Origin of the sequence: Streptomyces viridochromogenes (assembly GCF_001270495.1) — a bacterium.
GTDB lineage: Bacteria > Actinomycetota > Actinomycetes > Streptomycetales > Streptomycetaceae > Streptomyces > Streptomyces viridochromogenes_A.
In genome coordinates, this window is record NZ_LGUR01000213.1 from 57,090 (window position 1) to 77,732 (window position 20,643).

Here is a 20,643-nt window from a genome sequence, read left to right on the forward strand (position 1 = left end):
GTGGATTCCGTGACCTCGCCCCGGTCCCTTTACCGTTTCATGGCATGATCTGGGCCATTCGGCCGAGGATCACCGGCCGGAATTCGCCGATGCGCGACCGCGAAGCGTGAACGGGGAGGATCCATGGCGGGGCACTTCAAAACCGATATTGATCAGCTCGCTGCCTTCACCAAGGACCTGAACAGCGCCCACGACTCCCTTGAGCAGGTGCGAACGGCTCTCCAGCACGTGCGGTCCGACCAGATCGGGACGCCGGAGCTGGACGAGGCGTGCGACGCGTTCCAGGAGCGCTGGAAGTACGGCAACGAGCAGATCAAGGAGCGCATCGGCAAGCTCACCGAGGGGCTCCAGAAGAACACGGACAACTACCGCGAAGTGGAGACCTCCCTGGAGGAGAGCTTCAAGCGGGCCGCGGCTGCGGGGAAGTGACCGATCGCGATGGCACAGAACCCCTACGTCCACCTCGGCTGGAACCCCGTGCCGGGCGAGCCCGGCGAGGTCGAGAAGCTCCGCACCCAGCTCGTCAACTCGGCGAGCGCGCTGCAGACGGCATACCAGAAGATCGACAAGCTGCTCGGCGAGTCCAGCTTCTGGGAGGGCGACGCGGCCGTGGGCTTCCGTGAGGCCCTCGACGGTGACCTGCCGAAGTACATGAAGGACGCGCACACCTCGCTGACCAAGGCCGCCGGCCACCTCGGCGCCTGGCACGGCGGGCTGACCGGACGCCGGGAACTCGCGCACAAGTACGACGTCGAAGCGGCGGACCACAAGGGCGACCTCAAGACGGCCAACTCGCGGCACGAGACGGCCAAGCAGGATCCCGACCTGAAGCTCGCGGGGCAGACCTTCGAGGAAGGGCCCGAGCTCCAGTCCGCGCAGGCCCGCCTGAACGCGGCGCAGACCCGGCTGAACGACGCCGTCACCGCCGTCAACAACGCGCAGGGCGCTCTCGACGACGTGATCCGCAAGGCGCGGGAGCTGGAGGGAACGCACGAGGACCAGGCCCGGGACCTCGCGAAGAAGCTGACGGACGCCACGAAGGACCTGGCGCCCGAGGAGCCGGGGTGGCTGAGCAAGGCGCTCAGCTGGATCGGGGACAACCTCACGAACATCCTGAGCGTGCTGGCGGCGGTGGCGGGGCTGCTGGCGCTGCTGTGCACGGGGCCGTTCGGGATCGCGATGCTGCTCGCCGCCGGTGCGCTGAGCCTGGCGACGATGGGCTCCCGGCTCGCCGATCCCAAGGTGCGGGCCTCGCTCGCGGACGGGTTCACCAAGGGCGAGTTCGACGCGGACTTCTGGGAGAACTCGGTGGGGCTCGTCGGTGACGCGCTGGGCGCGGTGCCGGGAGTGGGCGCCGTGAGCCGCGGCCTCAACGGCGCCGTCCAGTCGACGAGGTTCGCGTCCGAAGCCGTCACCGCCGGGCAGTTCCTCGGCCGGTTCGCCGACGACACCGTCACGGCCGCCGGCCGGATCGCGGCCGCGGGCTCCTTCAACCCCGTCGGAGACCTGGTGGCGCACGCGGCGGGGGGCAGCCAGGCCGTCAGAGCGGGCATGGACTTCGTCTCGCCGGTCGCGGGGGTGGTCACCGCCGGCTACGGACTGGCCGCCGAGAACATCGACGCCTTGAAGAGCGACGCCGGCAAGAACAGCGCCACCGGGGTCGACGCGGTCCGCGCGGGTCTGTTCGACGGCCCCGGTGCCCTCGCCATCGTCGGCGACGTAGCGAGGGTGCTGCGATGACACAGGAAGCCGCCGAGCAGCCGCCGCTGCGTCTGGTCATCGACGACTCGGCCAGAGACCCGAGCTCGAAGATCTGGTATGCGCTGCCGGCCGGGTACCTCAACGTCCCCATCGACGCCCTCGACCCCGAACCGGGCTCGGAGCAGGAGACGTATCTCCAGCAGGCGATGGAGCTGGTCCTCGGCCTGGCCCCCGAGGACCAGCGCGACCGGTACACGGGCGCTCTGCGCGACGTCAGGTTCATGGCCGCCCGGATGCGGAGCGAGGGTGTCATCGCCTGCTCGCTCGGCATGCACTACGCGGACAACGGCACCTCCGCCATGTCCGTGTTCACGGTGGCGCTCAAGGACATCGACTGGGCCCCGGCCAAGATCACGGCGGTGCGCGCGGTCGCACTGCGCGAAAGCACCGAGAACGTCGAGCTGTTGACGCTGCCGGGCGGTCGTCCGGCGTCGATCTCCGACACCCTGATCACCACGCCCGACCTGGCGGGCGTACCCGGCCAGGACCTCTACCAGTGCACCCTCTACATCCCGGCTCCCTCGGGTACGCAGCTGGGCGTCCTGACGCTGAGCAGTACGGCCGTGGGGTCCCGGAAGCACTACCGCGACATGATGGCGGGCATCGCGCACACGGTGTCCTTCCACGACCCGATGCCGGAGATCGAGCGCGCCGCACGAGGTGACGGGCCCGACGGCACGGGTGGCATCGCGGGCGACATCGCCTCCGACTTCGGCTGACCCGGGACGGACACATGACCATGAACCTTGACAAGCAGGGCTTCGACGGCCCGGTGGCGTGGGACACACCGGGCACCCGAAGCGCTCTCCACCGCTGGACGGCGTGGAACCTGGCCAAGTCGCTGGGCTGGGTGGCGCTGTGGGTGGGGGCGCTGTACCTCACGCTCTTGCTGCCCGTGGCGGCGGTGGTTGTCATGGTGTTCGTTCTGCTCGGGATCACGGTCATGGCGAGCCAGGCCCTCGGCCGACTCGCCAAGGGGGTGCGGATGCGGCGCATCCTCGCTGTCTACCCCTGGCGTCAGCAGCCGGGGGCCGTCCGGATCAACAAGGGCAAAGCGGTCTTCGTGCTGCCCGACCCCGACCGGCCCGAGAACACGGTGTCGCTCAAACTGGCCGCCGGGCTGTTCCGGTCCTGGAGCCACGAGGCCCTCAAGGACTACGACGAGGAACTCTGGTACGCGGGCGACCCCCGCTTCGCCTGCGTGGTCGCCAAGCCCGGCCTGCGTGGCCTGAGCTGCCTGGCCCAGCCCACCGCCTACAGCTACCGCACTTCCCCCCGCCGGAAGGGCCTCAGCCCCGAGGCACGCCGCCGCGCCCGGGCCATCGGAGCACGCGTCGCCGACTGAGTGACGCGGGTGTCTCCGGCCGGGCCCGCCCCGCACGCCTACTGGGCGAGGAACTCCGAGGTGGAGAACCGCACCGACGGCTCCGCCGCCACCAGCCCCTTCTTCGCGCCCGGATACACGGCCACCGTGTCCTTCGTCTCGCCGGCATACGTCCGAACCACCAGGTCCGCCCGCCCGTCCCCGTCGAAGTCGCCGGCCGTCACGACACGCGTGGTGCCCCGCGCGGGTGGCCGCACCGTCACCATGCCCGCCGTCGCCGGTCCTGCCGTACGGCCCCGGAGGATGCGCAACTGCGTGCCGCTGGTGACGAGTTCGCTCAGCCCGTCGCCGTCGAAGTCGGCGGCGTCGAGCACCGAGCCGGGGGTGGCGAGGGCCCCGCGCGCGGTGGCTGTCGGGAGGTCGTAGCGCAGGGACGTTCCGCCCATGGTGCCGATCGCCGCGTCGAGGGCCGACCTGCCCTTGCCGAAGGCGCCGAGGGCCACGTCGATGCCGGCGGGGAGGGCGGCTCCCGTGCGGGTGGGGCCGGCCGGGCCGCCGAGCACGACTGCCGACTTGCCGGTGCCTTGCGCCGTACGGACCACCAGGTCGTCGTATCCGTCGCCGTTGACGTCGGCCGCCGGGCCCGTGGGGGCGTTGCCGGGGGCCTGGATCGGGGCGGGAGCCGTGCGCGGGCTGCCCTTGCGGGTGAACGGGCCCCGCAGGAAGCTCAGTTGACCGCCCGAGGCGTGGACCACCAGGTCCTGCGCGTCGTCGCCGTCGAAGTCGCCGCACACCGGCTGGTCGGGCCAGTCGTTGCCGACGCGGGCGCGGTCCGGGATCGCGAGCTTGACCGCCTTGCCGGTGAGGCCGCCCGGGGAGCCGTAGAGGATCTGCAACGGCACCGGCGGCTGCCCCTGGCCGTCGAAGGGCGGGTCGGTGGAGACGACCAGGTCGGTGAAGCCGTCGCCGTCCAGGTCGCAGGTCGCCTCCGCGTCGAAGACGGCCGGGAGCTGGCCCTCGGTCGGGGCCGCCTGCCGTCGCGGGCTGAGCAACTGCCGTGCGCCCGGGGTCAGTCCGCGCTCGCCGCCGTAGACGATGCCGATACCCGCGTCGTCGGCGTGCGCCTGGGCCTTCACCAGGTCGTTGAGGACCAGGTCGCGGTGGCCGTCGCCGTTGAAGTCGGCCGGGGTCTTGCTGCCCTTGCCGTGCGGGACGGGGAGTTGGGCCGGGGCGTCGGCCACCCGGACGGGGGTGTGCCGGTCAGGGTCGGCGTCGTCGTGCGGGGTGGGGCCACAGGCGGCGACCGCCAGGGCGATGACTCCGAGGGTGCCGGTCATGGCCGCCGTACACTTCCCGCTTCTTCGCGCGCGCACCGCTCACCTCATCAGCACCAGAGTCAACAACTGGGCAATGATGCACGCGTTCGAGTGGGGGTGACAGACCTGTGCGGGGGATCGGCCGGGACGCGCCGACGCCGAACCGTACATTTGGTTTCATTCGATACCGTATCGAATGACTGGACGGCGGTAATCTGGCCTCATGACCGCCGATGTTCCGCACGGAACCACCGCCTCGCGAGCGACCGACGGCCCCGGGGACGCCTCGCCCTTCGCGCTCGGCCTGCTGCTGCGCCGGGCGCACTGGCGGGCGCAGACGGTGATGACGGAGGCGCTGCGGCCGCTCGGCATCGAGCTGCGGCACTTCTCCGTGCTGATCGTGCTGGTCAACCGCGGACCCACGGTGCAGCGCGACCTCGCGGCGGCGACCGGCACGGACAAGGCCGGGATCATGCGGGTCGTGGACGACCTGGAGCGCAAGGGGCTCGCCGTGCGCAAGGCCGTGCCGGGGGACCGGCGGGTGCGGGCGGTGGAGATCACGCCGCAGGGGATCGAGCTCTTCGACGCGGCCCATGTGGCGGCGGAGCCGTCGGCCGGGAGTCTGGTCGCGGAACTGGGGCCCGGTGAGCCCGAACGACTGATGGAGCTGCTGACCCGGTTCGCGCATCCCCGGGAGGGATGACCGGAGGGGTGAGGACGCCGTGCGACGTCCGGGGGTGAAGGCGTCGTACGGCGTCCGGTCCGGGGGTCATGCGGCGAGGCGCTCCGCGAGTTCCTTGGCCTTGGCCGCCGCCTCCTCGAAGGCGCGCTTGCGCGAGGCCTCGTAGAGGGGGACCAGCTCCGACATGGCCGGGTTGCGGGGGGCCAGGGTGAGCTCCGGGACGATGAAGTCGAGGTCCAGGCCGAGGGTGCGCTCCAGCACGGCCTCCAGGTAGTTCTGCACGTACTCGAAGCCCTCGCGCGGGGTGCCCGGCGCGTAGGAGCCACCGCGGCTGGCGACGACGATGACCGGAGTGCCCTGCGCCGAGGGGTTCTCGCCGGCGGTGCGGCCGAGCAGGAGCACGTTGTCCACCCAGGCCTTGAGGGTCGAGGGGATCGAGAAGTTGTGCATGGGGGCGCCGATGACGACGGCGTCGGCCCGCTCCAGTTCCTCGATGAGCTCCTCGCGCGCGGCGAACGCGGCCGACTGCTCCGGGGTGCGCTCGGACGGGGCGGCGTAACCGGCGGACCACGCGACGGCGGTGATGTGCGGGACGGGGTCGGCGGCGAGGTCGCGGTGGATCACCGTGCCCTCCGGGTGCTGCTCCTCCCACGCCTTGCGGAAGGCGGCCGCGACCGAGCGGGACGAGGACGCCTCACCGGGGAGCACGGACGAGTCGATGTGCAGCAGCGTGGCCATGGGCTTTCTCCAAGGGGTGATGGCTTGTACTCAACCATAGTTAAGCACGAGACAGTATTGAATGATACCGTCGCGAATACAACGACGATGGGCGCACAGGCAAACGAAAACGGGAGGCTGACGACCTTGGATGTCTTCGAAGCGGTCACGAGCCGGCGGGCGGTACGTGGATTCACCGACCGGCCCGTCCCGAAGGAGGTGCTGGAGCGCGTCCTGTCCACCGCGGCCTGGGCGCCCTCGGGATCGAACCTCCAGCCGTGGCACGTCTACCTACTGACCGGCGGCCCGCTGGCCGCGCTGAAGAAGTGCGCCGGTGAGCGCCTGGCCGCGGGCGACCCCTGGGACGAGCCGGAGTACGAGCAGTACCCGCCCGAGCTCAAGTCCCCCTACCGCGAACGCCGTTCCGCCTTCGGCGAGCAGCGCTACGGCGCTCTCGGCATCCCGCGTGAGGACGTCGAGGCGCGCCAGCGCGCCGCTTCCGGGAACTGGGAGTGTTTCGGCGCGCCGGCCGCCCTGTTCTGCTACATCGACCGCGACCTCGGGCCGGCCCAGTGGTCCGACCTCGGCATGTATCTGCAGACGGTCATGCTGCTGCTCCGGGCAGAGGGGCTGCACAGTTGCACACAGATGGCGTGGGCCAAGTACCACCGCTCCGTCGCGGAGATCCTCTCGCCCCCGGACGAGCTCATCCTCTTCTGCGGCATGTCGATCGGGTTCGAGGACGCCGCGGTGGACCACGTCCGCACGGGCCGCGCGCCGCTCGGCGAGACGGTCACGTTCGTCGACGGCGACTGACCCCGTGCGGCTGCGCTCTCGCCGCGCGAACACCGCGGCCCATATGTCACATTTCAGGCATGCGGCCTTCATCTGCAGGCACGACATGGACGAAAGGCATCTCATGAAGTTCGCGGTCATCGGCGGCACCGGCCTGATCGGCTCGCAGGTCGTCCGGAACCTGAACGCCGCCGGCCACGAGGCGGTACCGCACTCGCTGTCCACCGGCGTCGACGTCATCACCGGCCAAGGGCTGGACGAGGCGGTGGCGGGATCCGACGTCGTCGTCAACCTCACGAACTCGCCGACCTTCGACGAAGCCTCCGCGGCCTTCTTCCGGACCTCGATGGACAATCTGCTGGCCGCGGCCCACAAGGCCGGCGTCGGCCACTTCGTCGTCCTGTCGATCGTCGGCGTGGACCAGGTGCCCGAGCTGGACTACTACCGGGCCAAGGCCCTCCAGGAGGAGATCCTCGCGGCCGGGCCGGTCCCCTACTCCATCGTGCGGGCCACGCAGTTCATGGAGTTCATGGACGCCGTCATGTCCTGGACCGCCGACGGCGACACCGTCCGGCTGCCCGCCACGCCGATCCAGCCGATCGCCGCCCAGGACGTCGCCGCCGCGGTGGCGGAGGTCGCCGCGGGCAGCCCGCTCAACGGCATCCGCGACATCGGCGGCCCCGAGATCTTCCCCCTCGACGAACTGGGCCGGATCACCCTCTCCCACAAGGGCGACAGCCGTACGGTCGTCACCGACCCCGGCGCCGGCATGTTCGCCGTCGTCAAGGGCGACGTCCTCACCGACAAGGAAGCCCGGCTCGCCCCGACGCGCTACGCCGACTGGCTCTCCTGACGCGGTCGGCCCGCCGCGCTGCCGCCGCCGCGCACCATGAACACGTCCACGGGATCCTCCGTCTCGACCGTGAACCCGTGCCGCTCGTACAGCCGCCGGGCGGCGCTGCCCTGAAGCACGTTCAACCGGACGGGGACGCCGGCCCGGTCGCACCGCGCGAGCAGTTCGCGCAGTACGTCCGAGCCGATGCCCCGGCCCTGAAGGTGCGGGGCGAGGTAGAAGTGCTCCAGCCACCGGGTGTCCCCGTCCGGGCGCAGCGCCACGCAGCCGGCGAACGTGCCGCCCGCCTCGATCACCCAGGTGTGGGCCGGGTCGTACCCGTCCCGCAGTCGCTGCCGCACCCGGTTCTCGTCGTACCGCCCGAGCCGTTCCAGATCCGCCCGCAGCACCACGGCCCGCACCTCGGCGATCGCCTCGACGTCCGACGCCGATGCCGCCCGAAGACTCCAGTCCACCATGATCGCCACGGTATCGGGCGGCCGACGGACAGCTTCCGCCCGGCTGCCATCACGTCGATCAGGTGTGGCAAGGGGGCGGCTTGGAAACAGCACTGGAGGCAGGAGGAAGAGGGTCACCGGGGGTAGGGGAGGGTCGTTTGGAGCGGCAGCAGCGTCGGCGCCGGGATCCGGCGGCCTCGCAGGCGGCCCCCGCCCGCCGGATGTGGCCCCTCTACGCCGCCGGCTTCACCACCGCCTTCGGCGCGCACGGCATCGCCGCCAACCTCGGCGGCCACTCCGACGACGCGGTGACCTCCCTGCTCGTCCTGGGCGGCCTGCTCGCCCTGTACGACGGTGCCGAGGTCGTCCTCAAGCCGCTCTTCGGGACGCTCGCCGACCGGATCGGTGCGCGTCCGGTGCTGCTCGGCGGTCTCGTCGCGTTCGCGGTCGCCTCCGCCGCCTACGCCGTCGCCGACAGCCCCGGCTGGCTCTGGGCCGCCCGTCTCGGTCAGGGCGCCGCGGCCTCCGCGTTCTCGCCGTCCGCCTCGGCGCTGGTCGCCCGGCTCAACCCGGCGGCCAAGCACGGGCGGGCATTCGGCGGTTACGGCTTCTACAAGTCCATCGGCTACACCCTCGGCCCGCTCCTCGGCGGCGTCCTGGTGTGGGCCGGCGGCCTGCGGCTGCTGTTCACCGTGCTGGCGGTGCTCGGTGTGGCGGTCGCGCTCTGGGCCGCGCTCGCCGTCCCGCGCGTACCGCCCCTGCCCAAGCGGCGGCAGACGGTGCTGGACCTGGCCCGGCGCCTGGCCGACCCGGCCTTCCTCCGTCCCACGGCCGCCCTGGCCGCCGCGACCGCCGCCCTCTCCGTCGGCGTCGGCTTCCTGCCGGTCTCCGGCGCCGCCGCCGGGCTCGGCACGGTCGCGACCGGCGCGGCGGTCTCGGTGCTGGCGGCCTGCGCGGCCGTCGTCCAGCCGAAGGCCGGGCGGGCCCTGGACGAGGGCCGCCTCACCGCCCGCACCGGCCTGACCGCCGGGCTGCTGATCACGGCGGCGGGCCTGGCCTGCGCGATGCTGCCCGGCCTGGCCGGCGTCCTCCTGGCCGCCGCCCTGATCGGTGTCGGCACCGGCCTGATCACCCCGCTGGGCTTCGCCTCGCTGGCCGCCTCCACCCCCGCCGAACGGCTCGGCCAGACCATGGGCTCCGCCGAACTGGGCCGCGAACTCGGCGACGCGGGCGGGCCCCTGCTGGTCGCCGCCGTCGCCTCCCTGGCCACCCTCACCTACGGCTACGGGGCCCTCGCCCTCCTCCTCGCCGCCGGTCCCGCGCTGGCCCTCTCCCGTGCCCTCGCCGCCCGGCGGCCGATGACCTCGCGCACCGGGGACCGGTAATCGTAAGTCCCTCGATAACACCGCGTCATACATATTCTGAATTTCGGCGGCCGGGCCCTGTCATTGGATATTCCAGATAATCACCGTTGACTCATATTCCCCCGAATGCCAGATGTCCTGCCCCGCGTGGCGCTCGTTAGGTGGGCGTGACTTGGCAGGAAAAACATGCAGCTGAGGCTCCGCTCCGCTCGCGTCAGACAGCTGATCAGATCACTGCGGATAGCATCACGCACTGCTCTGATCTGCTTGAGGACTTTCTGAAAACCATCAGTCGGATGGAGCGAGAATATCTCCGGGCGGCGCTGGAAGGGGAAAAGTTCTAGCAATGAGGGCCGACTATGACGCGGTAGACGAACAGGCTCATTACACGCAGCAGCTCGATATGCAGAACCTCTGGCAGGTTCCGGATCAGGTGATGTCGCCGGAGGGCTGGGACCTGGACCAGGAGCTGGCACAGATGCTGGGTGCCACGCACGCTCCGGATCCCGTTCCGCCCCGGCAGGACAAGGACAGGCAGCCACTGCCCCGCCCGGTCCACCGAAAGCGCCCGCAGCCCGGCGCGCACACGCTCACCCGCAACCCGCGGTTCCTCACTGTCTCGGTCTTGGTCACACTCATCACCCTGTGCGCGGTGACGATGCTCACCTGGTCCATCTCGTATTCGTACGATCAGCTGCGTTCCATCGCGCTGCTCGTGGTGTCGCCGAAGCTGGCCCATTGGTGGCCCCTGACGGTCTACGGGCCGTGGCTGCTGGCCGGGCTGTCCATTCTGCGGGCATCCGTTCAGCGCCGGACCGCTCGCCGGTCCTGGGCCGTCATGCTGATCTCCTCCGGGACCGCGGTGGCGCTGTGCATCGGCCAGTCGGCGCATTCCCTGCTGGCGATGGTCGTCGTCGGAATTCCCCCGATCACCGCCCTGGTCTGCTTCCGTGAACTCGTCGGCCAGTTCTCGTCGCGGCCCGGCCCCCGGCACGCCGCCGACGCGATCAACGGATCCAAGCAGCCGAAGTCGTAGGCCGCCCGGGGGCGTTCCGGACGGAATGCCCGGCCGGCCGGCCGACGGGTCAGGACTGGTACGGCTGCTGCGGCTGCCCGTACGACTGCTGACCGCCGTGCCCGCCGGAGGCGGCCTGCGCCTGCAACTGCTCCGCCTGCTCCCCGGTCACCTTCTGTTCCGCGCCGCAGAAGGTGCACTGCGTCACGTACTTGGTCGAGACGGGGAACAACGGCACGAAGAACAGGGTGAACTTCGTGACGCGCTTGCGCAGGGTGTGCGCGGAGGGGTTGCCGCACTGGCCGCACACCAGCGTCAGTATCGCGAGCTGGTAGAGGTAGCCCTTGGTGCCGAAGATGATCACGTCGGAGGTCCTTTCCGATCAGTTCCTGCCTACAGCCTGCCGTAACACGGCGCCCCCTGTCCCATACGGAACAGGGGGCGCCGTAGCGTTGTCCGGCCCGGCTACTTCACGGGCTCGGGCTCCGGCTCGCTCTCCGTCGCCGCCGTGTCCTCGGGGTCCACCGGCGTCTTGACCGACTCCAGCAGCAGCTGGGCGACGTCGACGACCTGGATGGACTCCTTGGCCTTGCCTTCGTTCTTCTTGCCGTTGACCGAGTCGGTCAGCATGACGAGGCAGAACGGGCAGGCGGTGGAGACGATGTCCGGGTTGGTCGAGAGGGCCTCGTCGACACGCTCGTTGTTGATGCGCTTGCCGATCCGCTCCTCCATCCACATCCGCGCGCCACCGGCGCCACAGCAGAAGCCGCGCTCCTTGTGGCGGTGCATCTCCTCGTTCCGCAGGCCCGGGACGCTGGCGATGATCTCGCGCGGCGGCGTGTAGATCTTGTTGTGGCGGCCCAGGTAGCAGGGGTCGTGGTAGGTGATGATGCCCTCGACCGGGGTGACCGGGACCAGCTTGCCCTCGTCCACCAGGTGCTGGAGCAGCTGGGTGTGGTGGATGACCTCGTAGTCGCCGCCGATCTGCGGGTACTCGTTGCCGATCGTGTTGAGGCAGTGCGGGCAGGTGGCGACGATCTTCTTCGCCGACTTCGGCTTCTTCGACTCGGGCGTGACGTTGCCCTCGTCGTCCATCTCCTCGCCGAACGCCATGTTCAGCGCGGCGACGTTCTCCATGCCGAGCTCCTGGAAGAGGGGCTCGTTGCCGAGGCGGCGGGCGGAGTCACCGGTGCACTTCTCGTCGCCGCCCATGATGGCGAACTTGACGCCCGCCATGTGCAGCAGCTCGGCGAATGCCTTGGTGGTCTTCTTGGCCCGGTCCTCCAGAGCGCCGGCGCAGCCGACCCAGTAGAGGTACTCGACCTCGGTGAGGTCCTCGATGTCCTTGCCGACGACCGGCACCTCGAAGTCGACTTCCTTCAGCCACTCCAGGCGCTGCTTCTTCGCCAGGCCCCAGGGGTTGCCCTTCTTCTCCAGGTTCTTGAGCATCGTGCCCGCCTCGGACGGGAACGCGGACTCGATCATCACCTGGTAGCGGCGCATGTCGACGATGTGGTCGATGTGCTCGATGTCCACCGGGCACTGCTCGACGCAGGCGCCGCAGGTGGTGCAGGACCACAGGACGTCCGGGTCGATGACGCCGTTCTCCTCGGCGGTGCCGATGAGGGGGCGCTCGGCCTCCGCGAGAGCCGCGGCCGGAACGTCCTTCAGCTGCTCCTCGGACGCCTTCTCCTCGCCCTCCATGCTCTTGCCGCCACCGGCCAGCAGGTACGGCGCCTTGGCGTGCGCGTGGTCGCGCAGCGACATGATCAGCAGCTTCGGGGAGAGCGGCTTGCCCGTGTTCCAGGCGGGGCACTGCGACTGGCAGCGGCCGCACTCGGTGCAGGTGGAGAAGTCCAGGAGGCCCTTCCAGGAGAACTGCTCGACCTGCGAGACACCGAAGACGTCGTCCTCGCCGGGGTCGGTGAAGTCGATCGGCTTGCCGCCGGAGGTCATCGGCAGCAGCGCGCCCAGCGAGGTCTCACCGTCGGCGTTGCGCTTGAACCAGATGTTCGGGAACGCCAGGAAGCGGTGCCAGGCCACACCCATGTCGGTCTTCAGGGCGACCGTGATCATCCAGATGAAGGAGGTCGCGATCTTCACGCCGGCGAAGAGGTAGGTGAGGTTCTGGAGCGTGGAGAGGTCGAGGCCCTCCAGCGCCGACACCACCGGGTACGAGATGAAGAACGAGGCCTCGTAGCCGTCCACGTGGTGCTGGGCGCCCTCCAGCGCGTGCAGCATGAAGATGCAGACGCCGACGATGAGGATGACGCTCTCGACGAAGTACGCCTGGCCGGTGTTGGACCCCGCGAAACGGGACTTGCGGCCCGGCTTGCCCGGCCGGTTCAGCTGGCGGATCACGATCAGGGTGAGGATGCCGAGCACCGTCATCGTGCCGAGGAACTCGACGAAGACGTTGTACGGCGCCCAGTCGCCGATGACCGGCAGCAGCCAGTCGGCCTGGAACAGCTGGCCGACGGCGTTGACGATCGTCAGCAGCAGCGAGAAGAAGCCCACCGCCACGAACCAGTGCGCGACACCGACGATGCCCCAGCGGTTCATCCGGGTGTGGCCGAGGAACTCCCGGGCCACGGTGACGGTGCGCTGGACGGGCTCGTCGGTACGGGTACCGGCGGGCACGTTCTGACCGAGCCGCATGAAGGTGTAGATCTGCAGGAGGGCGCGGGCGAACAGGGCCACGCCGACCACGATCAGAACCAGCGACACGATGATCGCGGCGAGTTGCATTTCGGGGCTCCTCGGGCCTGCGAGGTGTGGTTCGAGGGGGTCCTCGACATTACTAAGCGGTAACTTATGTAGTCCGTCTGAGACTACCCCCATCATCCGTCGCACTGTAGCCAGGGGCGGAGTGATGTGAGTCGCTGAGGGTTGCCTTAAGAAGCGATCGAGATCCGATCGTGTTATTCATCCCGAAATGGTATATACGGCACTAACCTATCCCCGTGCTTTACGGGATCGCCGCCGCCACGACCGCCCTCCTCCTCGCCGCCTTCCTCGCGGCGCTGCTCCGCCTGCCCGCCCTGCGCTTCGGCATCCTCGACCGCCGGCGGCAGCGGCCGCTGCCCCTGCTCGGCGGGGTGGCGGTGGCGCTGGTGACCTGTCTGGTGGCCGCGGCCGGGGAGTGGACGCGGTTCGCCCCGCTGGGCTCGGAGATGGGGCGGCTGCTGATCGCCGCGGGCGCCGTGGCCGTGCTCGGACTGGTCGCCGACCTGCGGCGGGTGAAGGCGCGGTTCCTGGTCGGCGGTACGGCCGTGGCGGCGGCCTGTGTGGTGCCGTACGACGACACGGGCTTCCTGCTGGGGGTGCCGGCCGTCGGCTGGATCGTCCTCGTCGCCGTCGGCTTCAAGGCGCTCGACCACGCGGACGCGCTGGTCGGCACCGTCGGGGTCGTCACCGCCTTCGGTGTCGGCGTCTGTGCGGCGGCCGAGGTGATGGACGAACTCGCCGTACTGCTGAGCGTGCTGGCCGCCGCGCTGACCGGCTTCCTCATGCAGAACTGGCACCCCGCGCGGATCGGGCTCGGGGCCTGCGGATCGCTGTTCGTCGGGTTCGTGCTGGCGTCGTCGGCCGTGATGACCCGCGCCGGGCACGACCCGGTGTCGAGCGTGGGCGTGCTCGGCTCGCTCACCGCCCTCGCCACCGCCGACCTGGTCCTCGTGGCGCTGTCCCGCCGGCTGGCCGGACGGCCGCTGCTGCGGCGCGGGCCCGACCATGTCGCCCATCGCCTGCGCCGGCTCGGCCTCACCCCGCAGGGCGTGACCGTCCTGCTCGGGGCCGGGGCCTTCGCCACGGTGCTCGTCGGTGTCCTCGTGCACCTGGGATGGGCCGCGCGGTCCGGGGTGTTGTGGGTGGGGGGCAGTGTCCTCGTCGCGGTGTTCGCGCTGCTGCACATCAAGCCCTACGGTCCTCGGCGTCAACCCTCTTTCCCCGTGGGGGGTGCTGTTCGCCCGCCCGCCCAGGTTTCATCGTCGCAGGTCAGTGGCCGGTTGCGTGTAAGGAACGGATAAGAGTTGAGTGGGGTCGACTCAGCTCTGTTGACCGAGTGGGAGCCGTCATGCACACTTGAGTCCGTTCCACTCAAGTCAGCTGGAGGAATTCACCATGGCACGTGCGGTCGGCATCGACCTGGGCACGACTAACTCTGTCGTCAGCGTTCTTGAAGGCGGCGAGCCCACCGTCATCACCAACGCCGAGGGCGCCAGGACCACGCCTTCCGTCGTCGCCTTCGCCAAGAACGGTGAGGTGCTCGTCGGCGAGGTGGCCAAGCGTCAGGCGGTCACGAACGTCGACCGGACCATCCGGTCCGTGAAGCGTCACATGGGCACCGACTGGAAGATGGAGCTCGACGGGAAGCCCTTCAACCCGCAGCAGATCTCCGCCTTCATCCTGCAGAAGCTGAAGCGCGACGCCGAGTCGTACCTGGGCGAGAAGGTCACGGACGCGGTCATCACCGTGCCCGCCTACTTCAACGACTCCGAGCGCCAGGCGACGAAGGAGGCCGGCGAGATCGCCGGTCTGAACGTCCTGCGCATCGTCAACGAGCCCACCGCGGCCGCGCTCGCGTACGGCCTCGACAAGGATGACCAGACGATCCTCGTCTTCGACCTCGGTGGCGGCACCTTCGACGTGTCCCTCCTGGAGATCGGCGACGGCGTCGTCGAGGTGAAGGCCACCAACGGTGACAACCACCTCGGTGGTGACGACTGGGACCAGCGCGTCGTCGACTACCTGGTGCAGCAGTTCAAGTCCGGTCACGGCGTGGACCTCGCCAAGGACAAGATGGCCCTCCAGCGCCTCCGCGAGGCTGCCGAGAAGGCCAAGATCGAGCTGTCCTCGTCCACCGAGACCTCGATCAACCTGCCCTACATCACCGCCTCCGCCGAGGGCCCGCTGCACCTGGACGAGAAGCTCACCCGGGCTCAGTTCCAGCAGCTGACGGCCGACCTGCTGGAGCGCTGCAAGACCCCGTTCTTCAACGTCATGAAGGACGCCGGCGTCTCCATCAACGAGATCGACCACGTCGTCCTCGTCGGTGGCTCCACCCGTATGCCCGCCGTCGCCGAGCTCGTCCGCGAGCTGACCGGCGGCAAGGACGCCAACAAGGGCGTCAACCCGGACGAGGTCGTCGCCATCGGCGCCGCCCTGCAGGCCGGTGTCCTCAAGGGTGAGGTCAAGGACGTCCTGCTTCTCGACGTCACCCCGCTGTCCCTCGGTATCGAGACCAAGGGCGGCATCATGACCAAGCTCATCGAGCGGAACACGACGATCCCGACCAAGCGGTCCGAGATCTTCACCACCGCCGAGGACAACCAGCCGTCCGTGCAGATCCAGGTCTACCAGGGCGAGCGCGAGATCGCGGCGTACAACAAGAAGCTCGGGATGTTCGAGCTGACCGGTCTGCCGCCGGCCCCGCGCGGTGTCCCGCAGATCGAGGTCGCCTTCGACATCGACGCCAACGGCATCATGCACGTCACGGCCAAGGACCTCGGCACCGGCAAGGAGCAGAAGATGACCGTCACCGGCGGCTCCTCGCTGCCGAAGGACGAGGTCAACCGGATGCGCGAAGAGGCCGAGAAGTACGCGGAGGAGGACCACGCCCGCCGCGAGGCCGCCGAGTCCCGCAACCAGGGCGAGCAGCTCGTCTACCAGACGGAGAAGTTCCTCAAGGACAACGAGGACAAGGTCCCCGGCGAGGTCAAGACCGAGGTCGAGGCCGCCGTCGAGGAGCTGAAGACCGCGCTCAAGGGCGAGGACACCGCCGAGATCCGCACGGCCACCGAGAAGGTCGCCGCCGTCTCCCAGAAGGTCGGCCAGGCCATGTACGCCGACGCTCAGGGCGCGCAGGCCGCGGGCGGCCCGGAGGGCGCTGCCCCCGGCGGCAAGGCCGCCGAGGACGACGTCGTGGACGCCGAGATCGTGGACGACGAGCGTAAGGACGGTGTCGCGTAATGACGGAGGAGACCCCGGGCTTCGAGGAGAAGCCCGACGTCCCCTCCGGCGCGACCCCCGACGGCGCCGAGTCGAAGGCTGCCCCCCAGGAGGGGGCGGCCCCGACCGGGGACGGAGCAGCAGACGCGGGCCTGGTGGCCCAGCTGGACCAGGTGCGTACGGCGCTCGGTGAGCGCACGGCGGACCTCCAGCGGCTCCAGGCCGAGTACCAGAACTACCGCCGCCGCGTCGAGCGTGACCGGATCGCGGTCAAGGAGATCGCCATCGCGAACCTCCTGACCGAGCTCCTGCCCGTGCTCGACGACGTCGGCCGGGCGCGGGAGCACGGCGAACTCGTCGGCGGATTCAAGTCCGTCGCGGAGTCGGTCGAGACCGTGGCGGCGAAGATGGGCCTCCAGCAGTTCGGCAAGGAGGGCGAGCCCTTCGACCCGACCATCCACGAGGCGCTGATGCACTCGTACGCGCCGGACGTCACCGAGACGACCTGCGTCGCGATCCTCCAGCCGGGGTATCGCATCGGCGAGCGCACCATCCGCCCCGCGCGGGTGGCCGTCGCCGAGCCCCAGCCGGGCGCGCAGTCCGTCAAGGCCGACGAGGCGACCGAGGCGGCCGACGACAAGGAGAGCGGTGGCCCGGACGAGGGCTGACGTTGAGTTGACGAGGGACTACGGGAAGGGGGTACGTCGAGGATGAGCACCAAGGACTTCATCGAGAAGGACTTCTACAAGGTCCTCGGCGTCCCCAAGGACGCCACCGAGGCCGAGATCAAGAAGGCGTACCGGAAGCTCGCCCGCGAGAACCACCCGGACGCCAACAAGGGCAACGCCAAGGCGGAGGAGCGCTTCAAGGAGATCTCCGAGGCGAACGACGTCCTGGGCGACCCCAAGAAGCGCAAGGAGTACGACGAGGCGCGCGCTCTCTTCGGCAACGGCGGCTTCCGCCCGGGGCCGGGGGGCGCGGGTGGCGGTTCCTTCAACTTCGACCTGGGCGACCTCTTCGGAGGCGGCGCCCAGGGCGGGCAAGGGGGAGCCGGCGGCTTCGGCGGCGGACTCGGTGACGTCTTCGGGGGCCTGTTCAACCGCGGGGGCACGGGGACGACCCGTACCCAGCCCCGGCGCGGCCAGGACATCGACACCGAGGTCAACCTCAGCTTCACCGAGGCGATCGAGGGTGCGACGGTCCCGCTGCGGATGTCCTCCCAGTCACCCTGCAAGGCCTGTGCCGGTACCGGCGACAAGAACGGCACACCGCGTGTGTGCCCGACCTGCGTCGGCACCGGCCAGGTGGCGCGGGGCTCCGGTGGCGGTTTCTCCCTCACCGACCCCTGCCCCGACTGCAAGGGGCGCGGCCTGATGGCCGAGCACCCCTGCATGGAGTGCAAGGGCAGCGGCCGCGCGAAGTCGTCCCGGACCATGCAGGTCCGCATCCCGGCCGGGGTGTCGGACGGCCAGCGCATCCGCCTGCGCGGCAAGGGGGCGCCCGGTGAGCGCGGCGGCCCGGCCGGCGACCTGTACGTCACCGTGCACGTCGACGCGCACCCGGTGTTCGGCCGCAAGGAGGACAACCTCACGGTGACCGTCCCCGTGACCTTCACGGAGGCGGCCCTCGGCGGCGAGGTCAGGGTCCCCACCCTGGGCGGACCGCCGGTCACCCTGAAACTGCCGCCCGGCACGCCCAACGGCCGCACCATGCGGGCGCGGGGCAAGGGCGCGGTCCGCAAGGACGGCACCCGCGGCGACCTCCTGGTCACCGTCGAGGTGAGTGTTCCGAAGGACCTGACGGGGAAGGCTCGTGACGCACTGGAGGCGTATCGCGAGGCGACCGCGGGCGAGGACCCGCGGGCGGAGCTGTTCCAGGCCGCGAAGGGAGCATGAGTCAGATGGACGGTCGTCGACGCAACCCGTATGAACTGACCGAGGAGACCCCGGTCTACGTCATCTCGGTGGCGGCCCAGCTGTCCGGCCTGCACCCGCAGACCCTGCGCCAGTACGACCGTCTGGGCCTGGTCTCCCCGGACCGCACCGCCGGCCGGGGCCGGCGCTACTCGGCCCGCGACATCGAACTGCTGCGCACCGTCCAGCAGTTGTCGCAGGACGAGGGCATCAACCTGGCAGGCATCAAGCGCATCATCGAACTGGAGAACCAGGTCGCCGCGCTCCAGTCCAGGGTGGCCGAGCTGACGGCCGCCGTGGAAGGGGCCGCGGCGGCGATGCAGCAGCGCGAGGCGGCGGTGCACGCGTCGTACCGCCGGGATCTGGTGCCGTATCAGGAAGTGCAGCAGACCAGCGCGTTGGTGGTGTGGCGGCCGAAGCGGCAGCAGGCATCCGACTGACGGCATGTCATGTGGGCCTCGGGCCCGCAGGTTCACCGGATTGTTCCGATCCGTCTGAACCTGCGGGCCCGAGGTCTTTTGACCTCAAGTTCGGTTGAGGTCCTAGCGTCACCCGCATGATTCTCGTGACCGGGGCAACCGGAAACATAGGAAGCGCCCTCCTGGAGGAACTCCAGGCGATCGGCGTCGGGCCGTTGAGAGGGCTCACCCGGGACCCTGCGGGGGCGGTCTTCCCGGCAGGAGTCGAAGCCGTCGAGGGTGACCTCGCTCGGACGGCATCACTGAAACCCGCGCTGGAGGGGGCGCGTTCGCTGTTCCTCGTGTCGGGCGTGGGGGCGGACGCCGAGATCCTTGAAGCCGCCCGGACGGCCGGGGTCGACCATGTGGTGCTGGTGTCGTCCATCACCGTGGAGACCCACCCGCACCTGGGCCCGGCCGCGGAGAACCTGGCCGTCGAGCGGCTGCTCAAGGACAGCGGCATGGCGTGGACGATCCTTCGGCCGACGCAGTTCGCCTCGAACGCCCTGTGGTGGGCGGGGGCGATCCGTGACCACGGAGCCGTCCGGGTGCCCTACGCGGACATCGGCCTGCCCACGATCCACCCCGCGGACATCGCAGCGGTGGCCCGGGTGGCGCTGACCGAGGCCGGTCATCGAGGGCGGACGTACGCGCTGACCGGTCCGGAGCGGATCACCGCCCGGCAGCAGGTCGAGACCCTCGCGGAAGTGCTGGGCCGGGAAGTGGCACTCGTCGAGATCGGCCGGGCGCAGGCCCACCGTGACATGGCCGCCTTCCTGGGCGACGAGACCGCGGACGCGGTGCTCGATGTGACGGGCGGCGCCGTCAACGCCGAACTGCTCATGGTGCGCGACACGGTTTCCCGCCTCACCGGCGCCCCGGCCAGGACGTTCCGGCGGTGGGTGTCGGAACACGCCGCCGCCTTCGGCCCGCGAACCGAGTCGGGGCCGAGGCGGGACGGAGCCGGGGCTGAGGCGGGTCGCGTCAGCGGTTGACCATGAACTCCACCGTGGAACTCTGCTCGCCCGTGCGCCCGTAGGCGTCCACCGCGAACACCGTGGCCATGCAGGGGCCGTTGTACGGCGGCGTCCACTCGATGCTGCCCGTCGTGGACAGGCGGGTACCGCTGTCTCCGCAGGCGCCGGAGATCTCCCAGGAGTAGCCCTTCAGCCGGCGCCCTTCGTCACCCGCTCCGGGCTTGGCCGCGATCTGAATGGGGAACCGGGTCCCGCCGGCGGAGACGAGCGTCAGCTGCGGTGCGGCCGGGCCGGTCGCCGTGGCCGGGGTCAGCCGGTCCGCGGTGACTCCCCCGGACGGCACCGACTCCGCGCCCGTGCTGTCGACGGCGACGACGTAGTAGTACGCCTTGCCCTGCGGGGCCGAGGTGTCGTCGTACGACGTCCCCGACGCACCGGCACTCCCGACGGGCACCCAGCCGCCGACGGCCTCGGTACGCCGATAGACACGGAACCCGGTGACATCGCCTTCCGCCGCGGTCCAGGTGAGACGGGTGTGCTGGTCGGCGGGCGCGCCCTGCACCGAGGTCGGGGCGGGGAGGCCGGACGCCACGGGTCGGGTGACCGTCACCGCGTCGGAGACGGGAGCGATATTGCCGGCGGTGTCGATGGCCTGCACCTTGTAGGCGTACGCCGCTCCCGGGTCGGCCGTGGTGTCCGTCCACGAGGTGCCCCAGACAGCCTGCGGACCGTCCGGATCGGTCTGCCCCACCGGTGCGCCCCACACCTCGTAGTGGTCGACGTCCTTCGCCGAAGGGGCCTGCCACGTCAGCGAGTTGCCCGCGGTGGTCCCGAGCGCCCCCAGACCCGTGACCTTCTCCGGCGCGGTCCGGTCGACGGTTGTGACGGCCTGGTCCGCCGTACCGGTCGACTCGTTGCCGGCTTTGTCGTAGGCGCGGATCTCGTAGTAGTAGGTCGCGCCGGTGACCGGAAGGGTGTTGTCGGTGTAGGTGGTGGAGGCGGTGGCGGTGGTCGTCGCGAGGGGCGTGCCGGGGAACGCGGCTCCCTTGAGGCGGCGGTAGACCCGGTATCCCGCGAGGTCC

21 protein-coding genes are annotated in these 20,643 nt (G+C 70.2%); 15 read left to right on the forward strand and 6 right to left on the reverse strand.

Going from position 1 to position 20,643, the window contains the following annotated elements; translation table 11 throughout:
- Positions 1–123 precede the first annotated feature (123 nt).
- From ADK36_RS28385 to ADK36_RS28400, 4 genes are read left to right on the forward strand one after another with little or no spacing between them, the layout of a single operon-like run.
- The gene (locus ADK36_RS28385; RefSeq protein WP_048584178.1) at positions 124–429 is read left to right on the forward strand and encodes a hypothetical protein; all 306 of its coding nucleotides are present in this window, start codon (positions 124–126) and stop codon (positions 427–429) included.
- A 9-nt stretch (positions 430–438) separates the two neighbouring features.
- The gene (locus ADK36_RS28390; protein WP_048584179.1) at positions 439–1,740 is read left to right on the forward strand and encodes a hypothetical protein; all 1,302 of its coding nucleotides are present in this window, start codon (positions 439–441) and stop codon (positions 1,738–1,740) included.
- Positions 1,737–2,480: a hypothetical protein gene (locus tag ADK36_RS28395; protein WP_048584180.1), complete on the forward strand. Its 744-nt coding sequence runs from the start codon at positions 1,737–1,739 to the stop codon at positions 2,478–2,480. Before ADK36_RS28390 ends, ADK36_RS28395 begins: the two co-directional genes overlap by 4 nt.
- A gap of 14 nt (positions 2,481–2,494) precedes the next feature.
- On the forward strand, positions 2,495–3,106 hold the full coding sequence (locus ADK36_RS28400) for a hypothetical protein (protein ID WP_048584181.1): 612 nt from the start codon (positions 2,495–2,497) through the stop codon (positions 3,104–3,106).
- A gap of 38 nt (positions 3,107–3,144) precedes the next feature.
- Here ADK36_RS28400 and ADK36_RS28405 read toward each other — a convergent pair whose 3' ends face one another.
- Positions 3,145–4,422 carry an FG-GAP repeat domain-containing protein gene (locus ADK36_RS28405; RefSeq protein ID WP_048584182.1) on the reverse strand — a complete coding sequence of 426 codons (1,278 nt, stop codon included), beginning with the start codon at positions 4,420–4,422 and terminating at the stop codon, positions 3,145–3,147.
- 202 nt (positions 4,423–4,624) lie between these two features.
- On the opposite strand from ADK36_RS28405, the gene ADK36_RS28410 reads away from it, so the two are divergent.
- On the forward strand, positions 4,625–5,104 hold the full coding sequence (locus tag ADK36_RS28410; RefSeq protein WP_048584183.1) for a MarR family winged helix-turn-helix transcriptional regulator: 480 nt from the start codon (positions 4,625–4,627) through the stop codon (positions 5,102–5,104).
- Positions 5,105–5,170: 66 nt separating this feature from the next.
- Here ADK36_RS28410 and ADK36_RS28415 read toward each other — a convergent pair whose 3' ends face one another.
- Complete coding sequence (locus ADK36_RS28415; protein ID WP_053199537.1) at positions 5,171–5,821, reverse strand: FMN-dependent NADH-azoreductase; 651 nt, start codon at positions 5,819–5,821, stop codon at positions 5,171–5,173.
- Positions 5,822–5,947: 126 nt separating this feature from the next.
- Between ADK36_RS28415 and ADK36_RS28420 the strand changes: the two genes are divergently transcribed.
- Together ADK36_RS28420 and ADK36_RS28425 are read left to right on the forward strand one after the other, a co-directional pair.
- The gene (locus tag ADK36_RS28420) at positions 5,948–6,616 is read left to right on the forward strand and encodes a nitroreductase (protein ID WP_048584206.1); all 669 of its coding nucleotides are present in this window, start codon (positions 5,948–5,950) and stop codon (positions 6,614–6,616) included.
- Between the two features lie 103 nt (positions 6,617–6,719).
- Entirely contained in the window at positions 6,720–7,448 is a 729-nt protein-coding gene (locus ADK36_RS28425; RefSeq protein WP_048584185.1) for an SDR family oxidoreductase, read from the forward strand.
- Here ADK36_RS28425 and ADK36_RS28430 read toward each other — a convergent pair.
- The gene (locus tag ADK36_RS28430; RefSeq protein ID WP_048584207.1) at positions 7,427–7,906 is read right to left on the reverse strand and encodes a GNAT family N-acetyltransferase; all 480 of its coding nucleotides are present in this window, start codon (positions 7,904–7,906) and stop codon (positions 7,427–7,429) included. The genes ADK36_RS28425 and ADK36_RS28430 overlap by 22 nt on opposite strands.
- Before the next feature lie 200 nt (positions 7,907–8,106).
- Here ADK36_RS28430 and ADK36_RS28435 point away from each other — a divergent pair, with 200 nt between their 5' ends.
- Entirely contained in the window at positions 8,107–9,270 is a 1,164-nt protein-coding gene (locus ADK36_RS28435; protein WP_053199541.1) for an MFS transporter, read from the forward strand.
- 325 nt (positions 9,271–9,595) lie between these two features.
- Complete coding sequence (locus ADK36_RS28440) at positions 9,596–10,285, forward strand: DUF2637 domain-containing protein (RefSeq protein WP_048584187.1); 690 nt, start codon at positions 9,596–9,598, stop codon at positions 10,283–10,285.
- A 49-nt stretch (positions 10,286–10,334) separates the two neighbouring features.
- Here the strand turns inward: ADK36_RS28440 and ADK36_RS28445 are convergent, their stop codons facing one another.
- Together ADK36_RS28445 and ADK36_RS28450 are read right to left on the reverse strand one after the other, a co-directional pair.
- Positions 10,335–10,628, reverse strand: a complete 294-nt coding sequence (locus ADK36_RS28445) for a zinc-ribbon domain-containing protein (RefSeq protein WP_048584188.1) — start codon at positions 10,626–10,628, stop codon at positions 10,335–10,337.
- Between the two features lie 101 nt (positions 10,629–10,729).
- Positions 10,730–13,012: a (Fe-S)-binding protein gene (locus ADK36_RS28450; protein WP_048584189.1), complete on the reverse strand. Its 2,283-nt coding sequence runs from the start codon at positions 13,010–13,012 to the stop codon at positions 10,730–10,732.
- A gap of 215 nt (positions 13,013–13,227) precedes the next feature.
- Between ADK36_RS28450 and ADK36_RS28455 the strand changes: the two genes are divergently transcribed.
- The 6 genes from ADK36_RS28455 to ADK36_RS28480 all read left to right on the forward strand — a co-directional run bounded on the left by ADK36_RS28455 (position 13,228) and on the right by ADK36_RS28480 (position 19,579).
- Positions 13,228–14,292: an MraY family glycosyltransferase gene (locus ADK36_RS28455; RefSeq protein ID WP_048584190.1), complete on the forward strand. Its 1,065-nt coding sequence runs from the start codon at positions 13,228–13,230 to the stop codon at positions 14,290–14,292.
- A 94-nt stretch (positions 14,293–14,386) separates the two neighbouring features.
- The gene (dnaK, locus tag ADK36_RS28460) at positions 14,387–16,234 is read left to right on the forward strand and encodes a molecular chaperone DnaK (RefSeq protein ID WP_048584191.1); all 1,848 of its coding nucleotides are present in this window, start codon (positions 14,387–14,389) and stop codon (positions 16,232–16,234) included.
- Complete coding sequence (gene grpE, locus ADK36_RS28465; protein WP_048584192.1) at positions 16,234–16,881, forward strand: nucleotide exchange factor GrpE; 648 nt, start codon at positions 16,234–16,236, stop codon at positions 16,879–16,881. Before dnaK ends, grpE begins: the two co-directional genes overlap by 1 nt.
- 42 nt (positions 16,882–16,923) lie before the next feature.
- The gene (gene dnaJ, locus ADK36_RS28470) at positions 16,924–18,108 is read left to right on the forward strand and encodes a molecular chaperone DnaJ (protein ID WP_048584193.1); all 1,185 of its coding nucleotides are present in this window, start codon (positions 16,924–16,926) and stop codon (positions 18,106–18,108) included.
- A gap of 5 nt (positions 18,109–18,113) precedes the next feature.
- Complete coding sequence (locus ADK36_RS28475) at positions 18,114–18,566, forward strand: heat shock protein transcriptional repressor HspR (protein WP_053199539.1); 453 nt, start codon at positions 18,114–18,116, stop codon at positions 18,564–18,566.
- 116 nt (positions 18,567–18,682) lie between these two features.
- Positions 18,683–19,579: an NAD(P)H-binding protein gene (locus ADK36_RS28480; RefSeq protein WP_078942732.1), complete on the forward strand. Its 897-nt coding sequence runs from the start codon at positions 18,683–18,685 to the stop codon at positions 19,577–19,579.
- Here the strand turns inward: ADK36_RS28480 and ADK36_RS49650 are convergent.
- On the reverse strand, positions 19,569–20,643 hold a 1,075-nt coding region (locus ADK36_RS49650), incomplete at its 5' end, for a fibronectin type III domain-containing protein (protein WP_425315478.1). The genes ADK36_RS28480 and ADK36_RS49650 overlap by 11 nt on opposite strands.